We start from the raw sequence: 18,973 nt of genomic DNA on the forward strand, positions 1-18,973 counted from the left end.
TCCCAGAATGTATAATATCCAATGCCAGATCACAAACGCGTCCATTATCCTTTTGTCTTAAAAAACTCCAGTTCGCCCGAACCCGTTTCGGCCATATTAAGTATCCATCCCCTAAAAATCCCGGTTTCTTTAAGCATAGCAAGATATGCCTTTTTATCTTCATTGATTGATTCTCCTGATTTGAACACCGCTACGGCGTTATGTGTAAAGGAAAACCATTCTCTCACGAGGCTGCTATCATTGATCGCGGCAACATCGATAATAATCAGGTCGTATATTGTTTTTGCCCTATCCAGCTGTTGATTGATCTGCTGAGCACTGGAAAGTTCCAAAAGAGATCCTTCTTTGCCACGGTTGCTTAACACCGAAATCATTTCTATCGGCTCCTGTTGCCCAACTTGTTCTCTTCCCTGTAAAAAATCCTCCACATATTGTCCGGCCCTGGCCTGACCTAGCGAGGGATGTGTAAAATTCCCATCTATCAACAATACCTTTCTATTTGTTTTTTCCCATGACCTTGCAAGGCACCTGGCAAAAAAGCTTTTCCCTTCAGAAGGCCCAAAGCTGGAAATAACGATCACCTTATCCTGCATGGCCGACTCCAGCTCATATCGGATGGAACGTATGCTGGCCCAAAAATCATGATGGGCCGGATCCTCCCATGAGCTATTCAGCGATTCAAGCGGAGCCGGGAGTTTTGGTATCGTACCGAGTACAGGCACCGACGTTTTCGCGGCCAGTGTTTTCGCATCAAGTATTCGGTTATCGGTAATGAAAATGATAAATAATGCCAAAAGACAGAAAACAAGACTCACAAAACCACTGAGCACCATCAGCGGAAATTTCTTCGAAGGCTGTGCAAGTCCGCCAACGCCCATCTGGACAATATTCATCTTAGATTCAACCCCGGATTCGAGATTACTCTGATTGTATTTGTTCAGGATATCCAGATACTCCTTGCTGGCGATATCCACACTCATTTCCAGGGTCTGTACCTCTGCTTCCTGTGGAACTAAATTCTCAAAATCCCTGGTTAGTGAATTAATTTTATTTTCAAGAGAATTTATTCCGTACCGGGATATATCCATCTGTATTTCCAGATTGATTTTTTGACTGACCAGTTCCTGTTTAGCACTCAGGGGATTGTTGATGTACTGATCAGAAGATTTGTTAATCTGTTCAGTCAGCTTATTTCTAAGGGAATCATAACTGTTTTTATACCTTTCGTCAAGGTCGTTTTTAAGATAGAGGTCGTAAAGACTGCTTAGTTCTGCCTTAGTTTCCACCAATCCCTGGTTTACTTTAGAGAGCCTGGATTCGATATAGCTCCGCTCTTTGGGATTAAACTTTGCATCAATCTCATTAAGCGCACCGGCGTATGCAGCAGTCTTCTCAATGGCTTCCTGTTTTTTGGTATCATAATCCAGGATTAAAGAATACAACTGCTTAGACTGTTCGGTGAGATTTAAGACCTTGTTTTTGATTTTATAATTCTTCAGTCTGGCCATTCGTGCGGCAAGGGTATCTGTCTTTTCCCTGAGCATATTCCTCAAAAAATTGTTTGCCTTACCCTGCGAAGCTTTGGTGAGCGAAGTATAACCTTTAATGAATTCTGAAGACAGGGTATTTACAATATACGCCGCCAGCTCCGGGCTTTCAGCTTCAGATTGTACGGTAATGAAATCGCTTTCTCCGGAACGGAATACAGATATTTTGCTTTTAAGGGCATCGGCATCGTAATTCATTGATTTGAGCACCCTTGTAAGTCCCTCCTCATCAGGAACGTTGATATCAAGTTCCTCATTATTTTCGTATTTTTTACGATATACCTCAATGGCATGGGCAACAGCGTCTTTATTCAGCGTTTCAACCAGGTCACTTTTGGGTTTAAAAGGTTTATTGGTGGTTAGATCGTGTATCATTAACAAGTAGGATACCTGATTGAGTACCCTTTTCATACGGATCATCTCAATGAGATTGCTAAACTGCTGACGCACCTGTTCACCCTGGACCGCCTCAATAATTACTGACTGTTGCTGTGTTTCATCCACAATCCCGGTTGAGATCTGGGCCTGGGATATATACGAACTCTTTAGGTTGCGCACTAAAAATGTAGTGATGATAATGGTAATCAAAGGGACCAATATCAATGCCAGACGGTAGCGTTTGACAAGTTTCAAAAATTTATATCCTTCAGCCATTATTTTATTTCTTCCAACTTTTTAACCGTTAATTCTTCGAGTGAAATTTTTGCATTGAGGTAGCTGGCTTCCATCTGCAGTTTGGCCTGCAGGGCATTGCTCAAGGAATTCGACGCACTGTTGTATTCTGCAAAGGTTATCTCGGCTTTTTGATACTTGATTTTCATGTTTTCAAAATTACTCTGTGCCGTGAGATACATATCGTTGACCGGTGCAAGCGATTTTTGAAACTGAAGAAGTGTAACATATCTGGATTTTACCTGTGCCTCCAGCTCAAGAAAATATTCTGCCTGGTTAGACTGGGCAATTCTTAACTGTTCTTTTGCTTTTTTAATCTGGCTCGGCTTGGTTAACAGAGAGCCGGGATTGATGGAAATACCAAACTGATATCCTGTAAGCAGATCAGCAGTCTGCAGATCTACCACAGTATTGGCTGTTGCCTGGTTTGAGCGGGCAACGTACTGAAAGGACAAAGGCTCCAGCCACGAAAGTCGCGCCCCGGAAAGGTCGCTTTTGGCTATATTGATCTGGTTATTAAGAGCACCCACCCTCGGATAGTTGGCTTTAGCCGCCGCAACAAGTTTCTCCATATATAAATAAGAAACTTCGCTTAAAATACTTTCTTGAGCGAGAACGCTGTTTAACTTAAGCAGGGTGCAGATAAAAAACACCATTAACGGCTTGAGTTGGTTTCTAATCATAAAACGATTGCAGTAAAGATCAAATATATGGTTATGATTTAAATTATGCTAATATTGTAAAGATAACCATAATTAAGATCTGTAATGAAATCACTCTTAAAAGTAGTAAAGGGTAATGAAAAGCTAAAAAAAATTGTACACTGGATGATGATCCCTACCGGTGAGGCCCGCCCAAGAATATGGGTAAGCCTTTTTTTAAATCCTTTCTTTCATAAAAAAGGTAAGAATAGCCGCATCAGGTCTAGAACAAGGCTGGATGTTTTACCCTTTAACAGTTTTGAAATGGGCGATGACTCCATAATAGAGGATTTTTGTACAATCAACAACGGGGTTGGCGCGGTCTACATTGGAAACAGGACGCTGATTGGAATGAGTAACGTAATTATCGGACCGGTACATGTTGGTGATGATGTCATTATCGCCCAAAATGTAGTGATCAGCGGCCTTAATCATTCCTACCAGGACATTGATCTGCCTATCTCTAAACAACCCGTAGTTACATCATCAGTTAAAATTGGTAATGGCAGCTGGATTGCAGCCAATGCGGTTATAACAGCCGGAGTGACGATAGGCGCACATGTGGTAATTGCGGCAGGTGCAGTTGTGACCAAAGATGTTCCGGATTTTTGTGTGGCAGCAGGTAATCCGGCAAAAGTGATCAAGAAATACCATCCTGAAACTGGGTTATGGTCCAGAATAAGTTAAGCTATCAGCCCTATTGTGATGGCGCTAAATCCTGGCTGACCGAAATCAGCAGGTTGCCGGTGTTATTAATTTGAGAATTATCAATAATTTGAGCTAAATATATAAGAGTTTGGAAATTAGCTTTTAACTTTGCAAGTTAGAAATCAACAAACTATCAATCCAAGTTTATGATAAAAATGTTACGTTTTCAGATAATCGTCGTATTATCTCTTTTTATCTTTAAAAATGCTTTTGCCCAGTTCCCTTATGTAGAAAGTTTCCGTAACTCCACCTCAAAAGGAATAATTTTTGGCGGTGCCCCATCTGCTTTTTTAACCGCAGCGGGTAGTGCTTACGATATGGCTACCTCAAGCCATACAGGTACCCCTCTGGATCCAAATGGAGATGGATACTTAAGGCTAACAAGCAATGTCCAAAATCAGAAAGGCTATGTCATCAATACCACTAACTTCCCTTCGGGTAATGGTCTTAAAGTTAGCTTTGAATATTATATATATGGTGGCACAGGTGCCGATGGAATCAGTTTCTTTCTTTTTGATGCAAATGCAAATCCTTTTGTTATCGGCGGATTCGGCGGTTCTCTCGGATATGCACAGATTACGACAACTACCCCGATCTCTCCCGGAGTGAGTAATGGCTACCTGGCCATCGGCCTTGACGAATATGGAAATTTTTCCAATCCGACTGAAGGCAGGCAGGGTGGCATAGGATTTAGGCCTGGCTCGATAACCCTTAGGGGCAGGGGAAATGGTGCTGCATTGACCTCGGGTAATTACAGCTATCTGACCAGTGCCGAAATGAGTCAATTCGGGTTCCCTCTTGTGGGAGACGGCGGACAACGCCAGCCTGACTCAACCAATGCGGGGTATAGGAGGGTTTATATGGATCTTGCCCCGCAACCTGCAGGAGGCTTTAATATAACGGTAAGGGTTACACGTGGTGGAGCAAAGCCAATTACCACCACAGTGATTGATAACTTTTACTATGCTGAGGCAGCTCCGGATAACCTGCGTTACGGCTTTGCTTCTTCAACCGGCGACCTCACCAACTTTCACGAGATCAGACAAGTAAGTATCGATGCACATAACCAGACGGGCTTAATAAATCCGGTGGCCAAAAACGATGCTTTAACACTATGTCAGGGCAATCAGGCCGTGATAGATGTAACTGCTAATGATACAACCGCTAACCCTAGTGCTGTATTGAATAAATCAACAATCGACCTTGATCCTAACCAGAATGGTATACAAAACAGTTATACTGTTTCCGGAAAAGGAACTTTTTCGGTAAATTCTCAGGGTAGTATCCAGTTCATACCTGAACCAAATCTTTTTGGTACGGTATCCGGCTCTTATACGGTGCAGGATTCGTACGGAAAAACATCAAATCCGGCAACCATTTCATTAACCTATGTTGCTGCACCAAGTCAGCCAGATGCCGGAGTTGACCAACTGCTTAATATTTCTACTCCTACCACAACATATGTACTGCAGGGTAATAGTAGCGGTACCAACAGTGGTTTATGGACGCAGTCTTCAGGACCAGCAGGGGCATCACTGGTAAATGCACAACAGCCAAATGCAATTATCAACAACTTAACTGGTGGCATTTACACATTCAAATGGACCTTTACTTCACCTGGAGGATGTCAACGTTCAGATGAAGTTAAGCTGATTGTTAACCGTATACCTGTAGCCGTTAATGATACGGTAACCACAAGTAAAGATACAAATATACCGATAAGCGTACTTAGCAATGATACTGATGCCGATGGCAATTACACGATCAATGCCTCATCCATCAGCATTAAAAGCCAGCCTTTACATGGAACACTTGTTGTTGATCCGGTGAGCGGCATTGTAAACTACAGGCCTGCGGCAAACTATAGCGGCTATGATTCATTTGTATACACTGTAAAAGATAATTATGGTGCCGAATCCAATACCGCAATCGTAACTATAGCAGTAAACATCAAACCCGTTGGTACGGCAGATATTGCTAATACTGCAACTGATTTGCCTGTAGTTATACATGTAATGGATAATGACCCTGGTAAAGCAGGATCAATTGTCATCAAAAAAACTGATCCCCTGAAAGGCACTGTGGTACTCAATACTGATGGAACTTTCACTTATTCACCTAATGCCGGCTTTAGTGGAAAAGACAGCTTTACTTACATCTTACAGAATAAAGACGGGTTACAGTCTGATCCGATCACGGTAACGGTAAATGTGAAACCCTTGGGTAATCCTGATGCGGCCTCTACTGTTACGGGAACTCCCATCACTATAGCGGTAAAGGAAAATGACCCCTCTAAAACGGGTACCACAACACCTATACAAACTCCGCCAACAAATGGCAGTATCAGTTTTGATGCCTCAGGGAACCCGATTTACACCCCAAATCCGGGCTTTTCAGGAAAAGATAACTTCACCTATACGCTTAAAACTGTTGACGGACTTTCGTCAGATCCCATCAGTGTAACCGTATCTGTAAAACCTTTAGGTTCCGCAGATGCCTATACCACTCCTTTTAACCGCTCAGTTGAAATGCCGGTAAAGGATAATGATCCCAGCAAAAGCGGCACCAATGTGGTATGGGTAACAGCCCCTAAGAATGGCAATGTAAGCGTAAGCACCACCACCGGGCTACCTATTTACACGCCTAATGCAGGCTTTAGCGGTCAGGATGTTTTCACTTACATCTTAAGAACTGTTGACGGCATTGATTCAGACCCAATTGCCGTAACAGTAACCGTGAACCCGCCGGTTGTGATCAATGCGCCAAATATCAGCGTAGAAACCCCGGTAAATGGACCGAAATTAATCAATGTTCCAATTGCTTCCGGAGGAAAGGTTACGATAACTGATCCGCCTAAACATGGTACAATAACTTTTGATCCCACTACTGGTCAGCCGATTTACACGCCCAACCCGGGTTATTCAGGCCCTGATGAGTTTACCTATATCATTGTAGATAAAGATGGTACCCCTTCTACTCCAGGTAAGGTTACGATTACGGTACTTATTCCTGGCAAAATCGGATTGGCAAAACGATTAAAATCAACACCGGTTCGAAATCAGGACGGAAGCTATACGGTTAGCTATTCATTTGTGCTGACCAACTTTGGCCAAATAGCAATAAGAGATATCAATGTAACTGACGATCTGTTTGCAACTTTTAGAGGAAATACTTTTGAAGTATTAAAAATCAGCGCAACAGGTGGCCTTTCCGCAAATAACGGTTTCAATGGTTTAGCTGACAAAAACATGCTTACAGGGAGCAATACATTAGCTAAATCTGCTTCGGGCACGATTGATATCGAAGTTAAGGTATCTTTAGATAAGTATGACGGTAATTTTAGCAACTCGGCTACTGCTGAAGGCTTTTCGGTAAGTGACAACAGCAAAACTACAGACGTTTCTACGGATGGAACTAAACCAGACCCGATCACCGCAGGAGACGTCAGTCCATCGCAACCAACCGTAGTTAACCTGATCAAGGAAGATCTTTTCATCCCGGGAGGTTTTTCTCCAAACAATGATGGCATTAACGATTATTTTGTAGTTGGCAATACCAACGGAAAAAAGATCAACTTAAGCATTTTTAACCGCTGGGGAAATCTGATTTACCAATCGAAAAGTTATCAGAACGACTGGAATGGAAAAACGACTGAAGGTGTCCATGTGGGAGAAGAAGTTCCGGCAGGAACCTATTATTATATTTTGACCATTGATGGAACGGACAGACGTGTGGGCTATATTACAATTAACAGATAAGATGAAAAGATATATTATAATTTTAACCATGTGCCTGCTTTTTACTAAAAGCTGGGGCCAGCAGGACGCTATGTATACGCAATACATGTTCAATACGCTTGCCATAAATCCTGCGTATGCCGGAAGCAGGAACCTGGTATCGGCAACTGCACTTTACCGTAACCAGTGGACAGGAATAGAAGGGGCACCCAGAACAGGAACATTCACTATCGATGCTCCTGTCTTAAATAAGAGATTTGGTGTAGGCCTGCAGGTTTTTAGCGATAAACTAGGTGTTACCCAAACCACAGGTGGTTCTGCAAGCGCAGCCTACCGGATAAGAATGGAAAAAGGAAGCCTGAGCTTTGGTCTGCAAGGTTCCATTAGCCATTACACTGCACGACTTAGCAGTGTTTCATTAAGTTCAAATCCAGGCTACGATCCTGCATTTATGAATGATGCGAGTAAAACGCTGTTTAACTTCGGAACAGGAGTATATTACAATTCGGATAAATTCTACCTTGGCCTGGCTGTGCAAGATTTACTGGGCAATAGCCTTAACAGCAACGCCAACGGGAACAACCTACAAGCCAGGCAGGTGCCGCATCTTTTCGTTACCGCAGGTTATGTCTTTCCTCTTGCTGAAGACTTCAAGCTGAAACCCTCATTTTTGGTTAAAGGCGTAAAAGGTGCCCCTGTGGAAGCTGATTTTAATGCGTCACTATGGATTAAAAATATACTGGCCATCGGGGCCGGTTACCGGACAAATGCAGACATCAGTGCGCTGCTCGAAGTGCAGGTTAGTCCTCAGATACGTATTGGTTATAGTTATGACAGAAGCACCACTGAACTGCAAAACTTTAATTCAGGCAGTCATGAGATTATGTTGAGGTACGAATTTGGGTTTGAAAAAAACAAAATATTATCACCAAGATTTTTCTAAGTTATGAAATTTGATTTTAAAGTAACGTTGTTAATATACCTAGGCCTTACTCTCGCCCTCTGTACCTCCATATATGCGCAAAACAATCCAAACATCCAGAATGATTTAAATGCGGCACGCAAGAGTTTTAATGGGCTTGAATATGTCTCTACAATCAGTAAGGTTAAAAGGGTACTGGCAAAAGATTCAACCAATTTAGAGGCGCTGGACATGCTGGCCTATAGCTGCAAAATGATTAAAAATTACCCCGGAGCGTTGAAAGCCTACCGGAAGTTGACCTCACAACCGGCTATGAAGAATGAGTGGGCGTTATATTATGCCGAAAGCTTAGCCAACAACCAACAGTATGAAGAATCAGAACGGTGGTATAGAAAATACCTCTCATTAGTACCTGCAGATAAAAGAGCAGCGGCTTTTGCATCTACAAACCTGGCCAAGATCAATAAAAATTCAAATCACTGGAAGATAGGTTTTTTAAATATTAATACCCAGGCTTCCGAATATGCTCCAACTTTCTACAAAGAAGGTCTGATGTTTACCAGTAACCGGCAATCGGAAAATTTTTCAAAACATATCTTTAAATGGGACAATACGCCTTTTAGCAAGCTCTATTATGTTAATAAACTTTCAGACTTAAAGGTAATTAACCAGGACAGTTTAATTAATTCGCAAAGTTCTGCAGATAAACAGAAAATCAGGTATAATGATGATGATACACCAGAAACCAGTAATGATAACAACGTTTTGTCTGCCTATACCAGTGCGATAGAAAGAGATACCTTAAACCTGATTTATGGTCAGCATAAAATGGTCAAAAAACTAGGTGGAGTATTTAACAATAAATATCACACTGCGGCAGCAGCCGTGTTTCCTGACGGTTCCATCATTTTTACCGGTAATAACTATTTAAACGGAAAAACCTCCAAGAGCAGTGATGGAACCATCAAACTGAAGCTTTACACAGCTTATGGACCTAATCTTAGTGCAACCAAAGAATTTCCTTATAATAGCAATGAGTATTCTACCGGCCACCCGGCATTAACTCCTGACGGGAATATTCTTGTTTTTGCTTCTGACCGTCCCGGCGGCTTTGGGGGTACAGATTTATATTACTGTGTAAAATCTGGCCGTGGCGAATGGACCAGCCCCATTAACATGGGTAAGCTGATCAATACGGAAGGGAATGAAATGTTCCCAAGTTTTGATCATGACGGGAATTTGATTTTCTCATCAACCGGACTTGCCGGTTTTGGAGGACTGGACCTATTCCAGGTGCCGCTTAAAGAAATGAAACCGACAACCGCGCCTGTTAACATGGGTGCTCCTATAAACTCATCTAAAGATGACTTCGCGCTTATTTTAACTCCAGACGGCAAGAAAGGCTATTTCAGCTCTAACCGGGAAGGAAACGACAATATTTACGAGTTTAGAAGATCTACTTACAAAATTATTTTGCAAGGAACCCTTACAGATGCAAGAACTCGGATTCCCCTGGCCGGAGGCCGGATCCTTATGCACCACCTGGATGGCACTGATACCATCAAAACAGATAACCAGGGACGGTTTAAAAGAGAGTTACCTGCAGAGACAGACTATGAGGTTACAGCTCAAAAACTTGGCTATATCAACAATATCCAGTTTACCACGTCAGTAGGAATACAAAAGGATTCTGTAATCAATCTCGACATCAGATTGAACAGAACAGAAAGCGCTCAACAGTATGTGCTAAACCATTGCGATTCACTGAAAAAAGTTTTCTCCGTAAAAAATATATATTATGATTTAGATAGATCAGAAATAAGGCCTGATGCCAGGGGCGCGTTGAACGAATTGGTAGAACTGATGAGAAAATACCCTGAAATTACGATCATAACTTCCAGCCATTGCGATAGCAGGGCATCAGAAGAATACAACAGAAACCTGTCATTGAGACGTGGTGAAGCTGCCAAACAATACCTGGTTGCGCGTGGTATCCAATCGGACCGGATCAAGGTGGAATACTATGGAAAAACCCGGTTAGTTAATCGCTGTTACGATGGCGTTAACTGTTCAGAGGAAGACCAGCAACTTAACAGACGGACAGAATTTGATGTGATTCTAAATGGCGTTAATATCACCAGGGAGAACTGTTCGGACAGATAAAAATGAGGCAGGTTGCTTACCTGTAAATATTAAATTTGTTAAAAAAGTATATCAGAAATGATATGCTTTTTTAATTTAACAACAATTGCTACCAGCTCGGCTTGGAAGGTTTACACATTTTCCTTTTGCTTCATCGCAGCGAATGTTGCAATAAGGATGGCCAGATCTAGTCTTAAAGAATATTTTCTGGCATAAAAATTATCGAGTTTTTTACGCTCCCGTTCAGACATTTCTCCTTTTCCCCTTCTGCTCACCTGCCATAAACCCGTAAGCCCTGCCGGTGCCAGGAAACGTAAAGCCCATTCATCGGATGTCAGCGACTTTGCTTCGTAAAGTGGCAAAGGCCTGTTTCCTACAAGAGACATATCTCCTTTGATTACATTGAAAAGCTGGGGTAACTCATCTAAACTGTATCTGCGTAAGAAGGCCCCAACCTTTGTAACCCTCGGATCATTCTTTATCTTAATAAAAGTAGGCGAAGTACCCTCAGTAGGTGCGTACTGGTTAAGTGCTGAAAGGTTGGTCAAATCGTTACTACTTTCGTGACGCATAGAGCGGAATTTAAAAAAATCGAATATTTTATAACCCGCCCCCACGCGTTTGCTCCTGTATATGATCGGTCCTCTGGATTCTATGCGGATTAGAAGCGCGATTAAGCTAAATACAGGAATCAGCAATAGAAAAACAAAGCATGATATACACAGGTCGAAAATCCGTTTTTTTACTGGGAATTGCGCTGTTACTCTGACTGCAGCTGAATCGCTTACCCGGGGCTGAAAAGCACGCAACCTGATCAGGAATTTAATCCTGTTGCAAAGATCATTAACCGGAATTGGCGCAATATAGAGATCACCAACATTAAGCCTCAAAGCAATCTGCGATAACTTTGGACTGGCTGAGGCCGATAAAAATATAATCACGATCTCCCTAAGCAACGTGTTTAGCTTTAGTTTCTCTACAAACCTAAAACATTCACCGTCCTCATCCACTTCTATCAATATCGCATCCGGAAGACTCAGCAGGGTCTGCTTTGAAATATACTCTCCAAGAGTCGCAATATCTTTATGCGTTTCCACTTTAAAATGGCGTTGCAATTCTGGAAGGAGTTGGGTGAGAAATTCCTTCCCAGCATAAATAATGCGCGTGTAATCATTAACAACTATCCCATTTCCTTTATCATCAGTTGACTGCATGGCTTGCTAGTATATTACTCATAGCCATTTCCAGATCGAGCGGATTGAAGGGCTTGGAAAAGTATGCATCAACTTTAAAAGGTATGGCGCTTATTTGCGTCGAGAGATCTTTGATTCCGGAAAGAACGATAATCGGTATATGCCTGTAGAGCCCACTGATCTTAAGATTACTGATGAGTTCGGACCCGCTCATATATGGCATATTGATTTCTGAGATAATGATATCTGGCATATTTCCCTTATGCAACCATTGCATGGCTTCAACAGGTCCCGACTGCATCGAAAGATCATAACGACCTTTTAAAATCACCCCTAAAAGGTTTAGCATGTGAATTTCTGTATCAATCACCAAAATTTTTTTTAGTTCCATGTTGTTAGTCTAGATTAAAACAAATCTAACCAGAACCTGTAGAAGAAAAAATACATTTTTCCTGATTTTTCACATTTTTTGACATAGATCAAAAAGAATATCCGATTCCTGAATGAAAATTTGAAAAGGACGTTAATTTATTAATTCGTTAACATATTCAGTCATCAAATTAAACGGAAAATATGGGGATAATTCTGCTTTAATAAGTAAATTTGATTACCTTTTGACGAGGATATTGCTATTTTATACGGCAATAATCCAATCAAATAAGAATTATAATCTACCATCAACCAAATCGCGCCTGATAAACGATTTGGTATCGAAAATAATTGATCCTTTTGCCTTTAAAGCAGCATAATCAATCTGCAGGAATTGTTGGTGCGCCACAGCTAAAATAATTGCATCATAGTGATTGAAATCATCAGATTGAATCAGCTGGATATTATACTCAGTCTTCACTTCAGCTACATTGGCCCATGGATCATATACATCTACCTCCATACTAAAAGATCTGAGTTCTTTATAAATGTCAATTACCCTCGTATTTCTGGTATCCGGGCAATTCTCTTTAAAAGCGAAACCTAATATGAGGGCTTTGGCTGCGTTAATTACTTTATTTCTTGCCACTAACATTTTAATCATTTTGTTGGCAACAAACATGCCCATATTGTCGTTTACCCTGCGTCCGGACAGAATTACTTCTGGTTTATACCCCAACGCTTCTGACTTATGCACCAAATAATAGGGATCAACACCAATACAATGACCGCCTACTAAACCTGGTTTATAATTAAGAAAATTCCATTTGGTAGCAGCAGCAGCCAATACATCAGCCGTATCAATCTCCATGCGGTCGAAAATCAAGGCCAGTTCATTAACAAATGAAATATTGACATCTCGTTGTGCATTTTCTATGGCTTTTGAAGCTTCTGCAACTTTAATGCTAGGCGCAAGATACGTACCGGCAGTAATGATAGAAGCGTAAAGCTGATCAATTTCAGCAGCAATTGCCGGCGTAGAACCCGAGGTAACTTTTTTTATCTTCGTAAGGGTATTGACTTTATCACCGGGATTTATCCGCTCTGGCGAATAACCACAGAAAAAATTAATATTAAATTTTAATCCTGATTGCTCTTCTAAAACCGGTACGCAGTCTTCTTCGGTACAACCCGGGTAAACGGTCGACTCATAAATTACAATATCGCCTTCCTTGAGAATTTTACCCAACATTTTACTGGCCCCAAGTAATGGCTGTAGATCCGGCCGTTTGAGGTGATCTATAGGTGTTGGTACAGTGATGATAAAAACAGTACAAGCTGTTAAATCTTCAAGGCTTGCACTCAATGTTAAGCCAAATTCTGATGAGGAAAGTACAGCTTTCAGATCATCTAAATTTGCTTCGTGAGTGTGGTCTTTCAATTGCTTTAGATCTTCAACACGACTTTCGTTAATATCAAAACCAACTACTTTATATTTTTTTGCAAATTCGATAGCCAGCGGGAGCCCAACATAACCTAAACCTATAATCGCAATTCGCTTTTTTATATTCATTTTTTCTTTGGTGACCGGGACAAAGATAAGATAAATCGCGAAAGCTTTAATTGCGGCTTAATTAATGCTGAAAATCGGGAACCAATAAAAACATCAGGAAGAAAGCGCCACTTATAGTAGCTCGGGATACATTATTTCAGATCTGATAAAAATTCAGGATAATATGGGAGTAAAAATAAAATCGCTGATGAATGCTTTCCAATTCATCAGCGATCAACTATAATAATAAGATAATAAACTACTTAATCTGTTTAAGTAAATAGCTTCCGTAACCGCTTTTTACCAGTGGGGTAGCAATGGTTCTAAGCTGTTCTGCATCGATAAAACCCATACGATAAGCAATTTCTTCGATACACCCGATTTTTAAGCCCTGGCGTTCTTCGATAATTTGTACAAATTGCCCTGCCTGCATTAATGAAGTAAAGGTTCCGGTATCTAACCAGGCCGTTCCACGGCTCAATACGCCAACTTTTAATTTGCCTCGCTCCAGGTAAACTTTGTTCACATCGGTAATTTCATATTCACCACGCGGAGAAGGCTTAACATTCTTTGCAATTTGCACTACCTCATTATCATAAAAATACAAACCAGGTACGGCATAATCAGATTTAGGCTGAACAGGTTTTTCTTCGATAGATATGGCCTTTTTATTTGCATCAAACTCTACTACGCCATAGCGTTCAGGGTCTGATACCTGATAAGCAAACACCACTCCTCCATCCGGATCAGAACTGGCCTGTAATAATTTGGCCATCCCATCACCATGGAAAATATTGTCACCTAAAACCAAAGCCACTTTATCTGTACCAATAAATTCTTCGCCAATTACAAAAGCCTGAGCTAAACCATTTGGTTCTGCCTGCACAGCATAACTAAATTTACAGCCTAAATTTGCGCCATCACCTAATAATTTCTCAAAATTTGGGAGATCATGCGGTGTAGAAATGATTAAGATTTCTTTTATCCCTGCTAACATTAGTGTAGATAGAGGATAATAAATCATCGGTTTATCATAAACCGGCATCATTTGTTTACTACAAGCCAAAGTTAAAGGATGCAAACGCGTTCCGCTACCACCAGCTAAGATTATACCTTTCATTAGTATTCGATTTGAGATTTAAGAATTTAGATTGAGATGAAAGCACTGATCTCAATATCCGTATTACTTTATTTATTAATTTGTTTTATACACGCTACCAAACTATCTCTCCAATAAGGAATCTCTATATTAAAAGTTTCCTTAATTTTAGTTTTATCCATAACTGAAAATGCTGGTCGCAAAGCTTTGGTCGGATAAGCAGAACCAGGAATAGGATTTACTTTGACCTGGGTTTGGCTAACATCAAAAATAGCCTTTGCAAAGTCGAACCATGAAGTTACCCCTTCATTACTGTAATGGTAAATGCCATAGCTGGTTTGTCCGGATTCGACGATATCATATATTGCATTGGCCAGATCGATAGCATAGGTCGGCGTACCCACCTGATCGGCAATGATATTCAGTTCATCACGTTCTGCACCAAGTTTAAGCATGGTTTTCACAAAGTTATTTGCATATTCAGAATATAACCAGCTGGTACGCATAATGAAATGGGCCGGTAATATTGAGGCCACCGCTTTTTCACCATCTAATTTAGTTACACCATAAACATTGATCGGTTTTGCTTCATCGTCTTCCTTTAGCAACTTAACGTCATTACCTTCAAAAACAAAATCTGTAGAAACATGGATTAACGTGGCACCATTTGCCAGGCAGCTTGAAGCTAAATAAGCAGCACCCGTTTCATTGATTGATTTGGAAAGATCAGCTTCATCTTCTGCTTTATCAACAGCAGTATAGGCTGCACAATTAATTACAAAGCCCGGTTGTTCTTTAGCTAAAAGGTCATTTAAACCACTTTCATTTAAGATATTTGCATCTTGCTCTGCCGGAAAAACAATTTCTGTAATCCCTCTGCGCTCCGCAACTACCTTTAAACACTGGCCCAACTGTCCACCCGCGCCAATTACTAATATCTTGCTCATATATGTTGAAGTTCAGCAAATGGTTTTAAAAGTAAGTCTTTATCAGAAACAGCCTGATGTTCCTCAGGAATTAACCAATCGATATTCAGGTCAGAATCGTTATAAATCACGCCGGTTTCTGAAGCCTTATTGAAAAAGTTATCGCATTTATATAAAAATTCGGCGGTTTCGCTCAACACTGAAAAACCATGCACAAATCCTCTCGGAATGTACAACTGTAGTTTGTTTTCTGCGCTTAAACGCACAGCAACATGCTTACCGTAGGTTGGCGAACCTGGACGTACATCTACGGCAACATCCAATACTTCACCCTTGGTTACACGCACCAATTTAGCTTGCGCAAATTCACCGGTTTGTGCATGTAAGCCCCGTATAACGCCATAAGAAGAATAGGATTGATTATCCTGAACAAATCTTCCTGACAAACCAGTTTTTTCTTCAAAGGTATTTTGATTAAAACTTTCGAAGAAATAACCTCTGGCATCTTCAAACACCCTTGGTTTTATTATCAGACAGTCTTTTAAGCCTGTTTGTTCAATTTCCATTATTTACCGCTGTACTGTTGTTCGTAATAAGATTGATAGTTACCAGAAGTAACATTGTTTAACCACTCTTCGTTTTGAAGATACCAGTCTACTGTCTTTGCCAAGCCTTCTTCAAATTGTAAGCTCGGCACCCAATCTAATTCCTTTTGCAGTTTGGTAGAATCAATAGCATAACGTAGATCGTGGCCAGCGCGATCAGTTACATAAGTAATTAATTTAGCTGATTCACCTGCTTCGCGACCTAATTTTTGATCCATAATTGTGCAAAGCAAGTTGATCAGATCAATATTTTTCCACTCGTTATGCCCACCAATATTATAAGTATCGCCTGTTTTAGCGTTGTGGAAAATTACGTCAATTGCCCGGGCATGATCTTCTACCCATAACCAATCGCGAACATTTTCACCCTTACCATAAACCGGCACAGGTTTGTTATTTTTAATATTATTAATGGCTAATGGAATCAGCTTTTCAGGAAAATGATGAGATCCGTAGTTGTTTGAGCAGTTAGAAATTACACAATCAATACCATAAGTATCGTGATAAGCCCTTACAAAATGATCGGAGCTAGCCTTTGATGCCGAATATGGACTATGCGGATCGTAAGCTGTGGTTTCAGTAAACATGCCTTCTTCGCCTAAAGCACCATAAACCTCATCCGTACTTACATGGTAAAAACGTTTTTTATCGTAATCACCTTTCCAGTATTCGCGGGCAGCATTTAATAGATTTACTGTACCGATTACATTGGTAATTACAAAGGCCGTTGGATCTGAAATAGAACGGTCTACGTGACTTTCAGCTGCAAGGTGAATTACAGCATCAAAGTTCTCCGCTTTAAATAGATCAAACATTGCATTGGCATCAGCAATATCTTCCTTTACAAATCTATAATTCGGTTTATTTTCAATATCAGTTAAATTAGCCAGATTACCTGCGTAAGTAAGCTTATCTAAATTGACAATTTCGTATTGAGGATAGTTATTAACAAAACGACGAACTACATGGGAACCAATGAAGCCCGCACCACCAGTAATTAAGATTTTCTTCACGTTATAAATTGATTTTCGGTCGTGCTAAATTAAATGTTTTTTAAACAACAAACAACTTAATTTGACATTATTAGCTCCTGCATTGCTAAAAATCAACTTCTATTTAACGAATTGCCAAAGAAAACGCTAATTAGCTCACTTAAAATACAATTCGAAGCTAATTTTATTAAATATTTACTATATTAGCACTTTTTCACCACCTTATTCCACACCAATTATTGATAAAATAAATTTTCATGTAGTAAGAATGTTAATTTTTTAACAATTACTTAATACCAAAAGGCGGAATCTCAGCTGAATACTGAACTTGCTGACTAGAAAAAGGTTTCAAATCCTTATAAAGAGCTACATTAACCCAAATATTACTGAAATACAGCCATAGTTAACCTTCATATAGCGTCATTGAGAACTTAACCAGCACAGTGTTGATCACTATAATGCCGCCACAGAACTCTCCAATTCTTTATACCACTGCTCTCCATACTTTCGGATTAGCGGCCCCTTTAGAAAACTGTATACCGGCACTTTGAGTTCGCGGCCAAAAGTACAGGCATCATGGCAGATATGCCAACGATCATAGTTTAACACTTCAAATTCCGGATATTTGGTAATCCGGATAGGATACAAGTGACAGGAAATCGGCTTTTGCCACTCAACAATACCTTGCTCATAAGCTTTTTCTATCGCACATTTGGTAATACCGCCTTCGAACAACACATAAGCGCATTCTTTATTTTTATCGACACAAGGGGTAGTTAAATCTCCATCTTCATCCACTACATAAACGCCTTGTTCTTCAATCGCTTTGATACCCTTTTCGTTTAACAGGTGTTTTATTTTAGGATAAATTTCTTCCAAAACGGCTTTTTCGTCATGATCTAAAGGTGCTCCGGAATCGCCTTCCACACAGCAGATTCCTTTGCATTTGCTTAAATTACAAACAAAGTTTTCTTTCAATACATCTTCGTGCACCAGCACCTGTTCAACTTCTATCATCATTATTCTTTTGCTAAAGCATATTTCAGCCCATCGGCTGATTTTAATTCCATTGTAACTGCACCAACCAATATCTCAACCTGAGCCTTTACCGGCACCCGGTTTCCATCGTCGGTTACCCAAAGGTATAACCTGCTATCTTTTTTAAATATACGCCCAGGCTTAATAGATGGACTGAATTTCAAACAGCGGATATTGCCTAACTTACTCTTTACCGTTTCTTTACCGATATATTCTACCTCCAATGCTGAAATTTCATCGCCCAAGAAATAGTTCAACTTAAACTTATCTCCAACTTTGATTTTACTCATATCCAGGCTTCGTGCAAAATAATATGCTGAAACGAGATCAAATGTTTGATTGGTTGGTGTGGTAAAGGTACCCCTGTTGGAAACAACTTTCTTTCCATCCTGATTGAAACGCGCCTTATCCTCTCGTCTATAACTGGCCTCACGGATATTCTCCTGATAGAAATAAGGTAAAAGATCAGTTTTATCAATATATGAATCGTAATGATCCCTTATCTTATAAAAGATATCAAATGTACCCGAAGTCTGTGCATCAACCGTGAGTTTATATGTTGGTTTGTTATCAAACTTTAAATCAGAATTGGTTACTTTAATCGTGGCTTCGGCCGCAGTAATAAACCCATACCTCAGTTTATACTGTAATACCTCACCCTCCTGAAATACAGCCTCTTTCTTTAAAGGGAGTTGTTGTGCTACCGAGAGTAAACTACACAGGCCCGCTGTAACCGTTATCAATATTTTTTTCATTGCTTTTGTACTCAT

The 18,973-nt window shown here is 40.4% G+C and carries 15 protein-coding genes; 4 read left to right on the forward strand and 11 right to left on the reverse strand.

What is annotated here, in order from left to right; translation table 11 throughout:
• Positions 1–44: 44 nt before the first annotated feature.
• Both ACFE6N_RS10855 and ACFE6N_RS10860 read right to left on the reverse strand, forming a co-directional pair.
• The gene (locus ACFE6N_RS10855; protein WP_378936344.1) at positions 45–2,201 is read right to left on the reverse strand and encodes a GumC family protein; all 2,157 of its coding nucleotides are present in this window, start codon (positions 2,199–2,201) and stop codon (positions 45–47) included.
• A complete protein-coding gene (locus ACFE6N_RS10860; RefSeq protein ID WP_134204576.1) occupies positions 2,201–2,902 on the reverse strand; it encodes a TolC family protein in 702 nt (233 codons plus the stop codon). Before ACFE6N_RS10860 ends, ACFE6N_RS10855 begins: the two co-directional genes overlap by 1 nt.
• 84 nt (positions 2,903–2,986) lie before the next feature.
• Between ACFE6N_RS10860 and ACFE6N_RS10865 the strand changes: the two genes are divergently transcribed.
• From ACFE6N_RS10865 to ACFE6N_RS10880, 4 genes are all read left to right on the forward strand, one after another.
• Positions 2,987–3,607 carry an acyltransferase gene (locus ACFE6N_RS10865; RefSeq protein ID WP_378936346.1) on the forward strand — a complete coding sequence of 207 codons (621 nt, stop codon included), beginning with the start codon at positions 2,987–2,989 and terminating at the stop codon, positions 3,605–3,607.
• Positions 3,608–3,783: 176 nt separating this feature from the next.
• Complete coding sequence (locus ACFE6N_RS10870; RefSeq protein ID WP_378936348.1) at positions 3,784–7,386, forward strand: Ig-like domain-containing protein; 3,603 nt, start codon at positions 3,784–3,786, stop codon at positions 7,384–7,386.
• A 1-nt stretch (position 7,387) separates the two neighbouring features.
• Positions 7,388–8,308 (forward strand): type IX secretion system membrane protein PorP/SprF, encoded by a 921-nt coding sequence (locus ACFE6N_RS10875; RefSeq protein WP_293743993.1) that lies wholly within the window; start codon positions 7,388–7,390, stop codon positions 8,306–8,308.
• 3 nt (positions 8,309–8,311) lie between these two features.
• Entirely contained in the window at positions 8,312–10,450 is a 2,139-nt protein-coding gene (locus ACFE6N_RS10880; protein ID WP_378936350.1) for an OmpA family protein, read from the forward strand.
• Positions 10,451–10,560: 110 nt separating this feature from the next.
• On the opposite strand, the gene ACFE6N_RS10885 is transcribed toward ACFE6N_RS10880, so the two are convergent.
• From ACFE6N_RS10885 to ACFE6N_RS10925, 9 genes are all read right to left on the reverse strand, one after another.
• A complete protein-coding gene (locus ACFE6N_RS10885) occupies positions 10,561–11,643 on the reverse strand; it encodes a sugar transferase (RefSeq protein WP_378936352.1) in 1,083 nt (360 codons plus the stop codon).
• Entirely contained in the window at positions 11,630–12,013 is a 384-nt protein-coding gene (locus tag ACFE6N_RS10890; protein ID WP_090980831.1) for a PleD family two-component system response regulator, read from the reverse strand. Before ACFE6N_RS10890 ends, ACFE6N_RS10885 begins: the two co-directional genes overlap by 14 nt.
• Before the next feature lie 273 nt (positions 12,014–12,286).
• The gene (locus ACFE6N_RS10895) at positions 12,287–13,564 is read right to left on the reverse strand and encodes a nucleotide sugar dehydrogenase (RefSeq protein ID WP_378936354.1); all 1,278 of its coding nucleotides are present in this window, start codon (positions 13,562–13,564) and stop codon (positions 12,287–12,289) included.
• Positions 13,565–13,802: 238 nt separating this feature from the next.
• On the reverse strand, positions 13,803–14,663 hold the full coding sequence (gene rfbA / locus ACFE6N_RS10900) for a glucose-1-phosphate thymidylyltransferase RfbA (protein ID WP_145858687.1): 861 nt from the start codon (positions 14,661–14,663) through the stop codon (positions 13,803–13,805).
• 68 nt (positions 14,664–14,731) lie between these two features.
• Positions 14,732–15,589: a dTDP-4-dehydrorhamnose reductase gene (gene rfbD, locus ACFE6N_RS10905; RefSeq protein WP_378936357.1), complete on the reverse strand. Its 858-nt coding sequence runs from the start codon at positions 15,587–15,589 to the stop codon at positions 14,732–14,734.
• On the reverse strand, positions 15,586–16,134 hold the full coding sequence (gene rfbC / locus ACFE6N_RS10910; protein ID WP_293743985.1) for a dTDP-4-dehydrorhamnose 3,5-epimerase: 549 nt from the start codon (positions 16,132–16,134) through the stop codon (positions 15,586–15,588). The genes rfbD and rfbC overlap by 4 nt, the downstream gene beginning before the upstream one ends.
• Positions 16,134–17,186 carry a dTDP-glucose 4,6-dehydratase gene (gene rfbB, locus ACFE6N_RS10915; RefSeq protein WP_090980840.1) on the reverse strand — a complete coding sequence of 351 codons (1,053 nt, stop codon included), beginning with the start codon at positions 17,184–17,186 and terminating at the stop codon, positions 16,134–16,136. The genes rfbC and rfbB overlap by 1 nt, the downstream gene beginning before the upstream one ends.
• 432 nt (positions 17,187–17,618) lie before the next feature.
• On the reverse strand, positions 17,619–18,182 hold the full coding sequence (locus ACFE6N_RS10920) for a DUF3109 family protein (protein ID WP_090981404.1): 564 nt from the start codon (positions 18,180–18,182) through the stop codon (positions 17,619–17,621).
• Between the two features lie 2 nt (positions 18,183–18,184).
• A complete protein-coding gene (locus tag ACFE6N_RS10925) occupies positions 18,185–18,958 on the reverse strand; it encodes a DUF3108 domain-containing protein (RefSeq protein WP_378936580.1) in 774 nt (257 codons plus the stop codon).
• Positions 18,959–18,973: the final 15 nt, after the last annotated feature.

It is taken from the genome of Pedobacter sp. BG31, assembly GCF_042464845.1.
GTDB classification, from domain to species: Bacteria; Bacteroidota; Bacteroidia; order Sphingobacteriales; family Sphingobacteriaceae; genus Pedobacter; species Pedobacter suwonensis.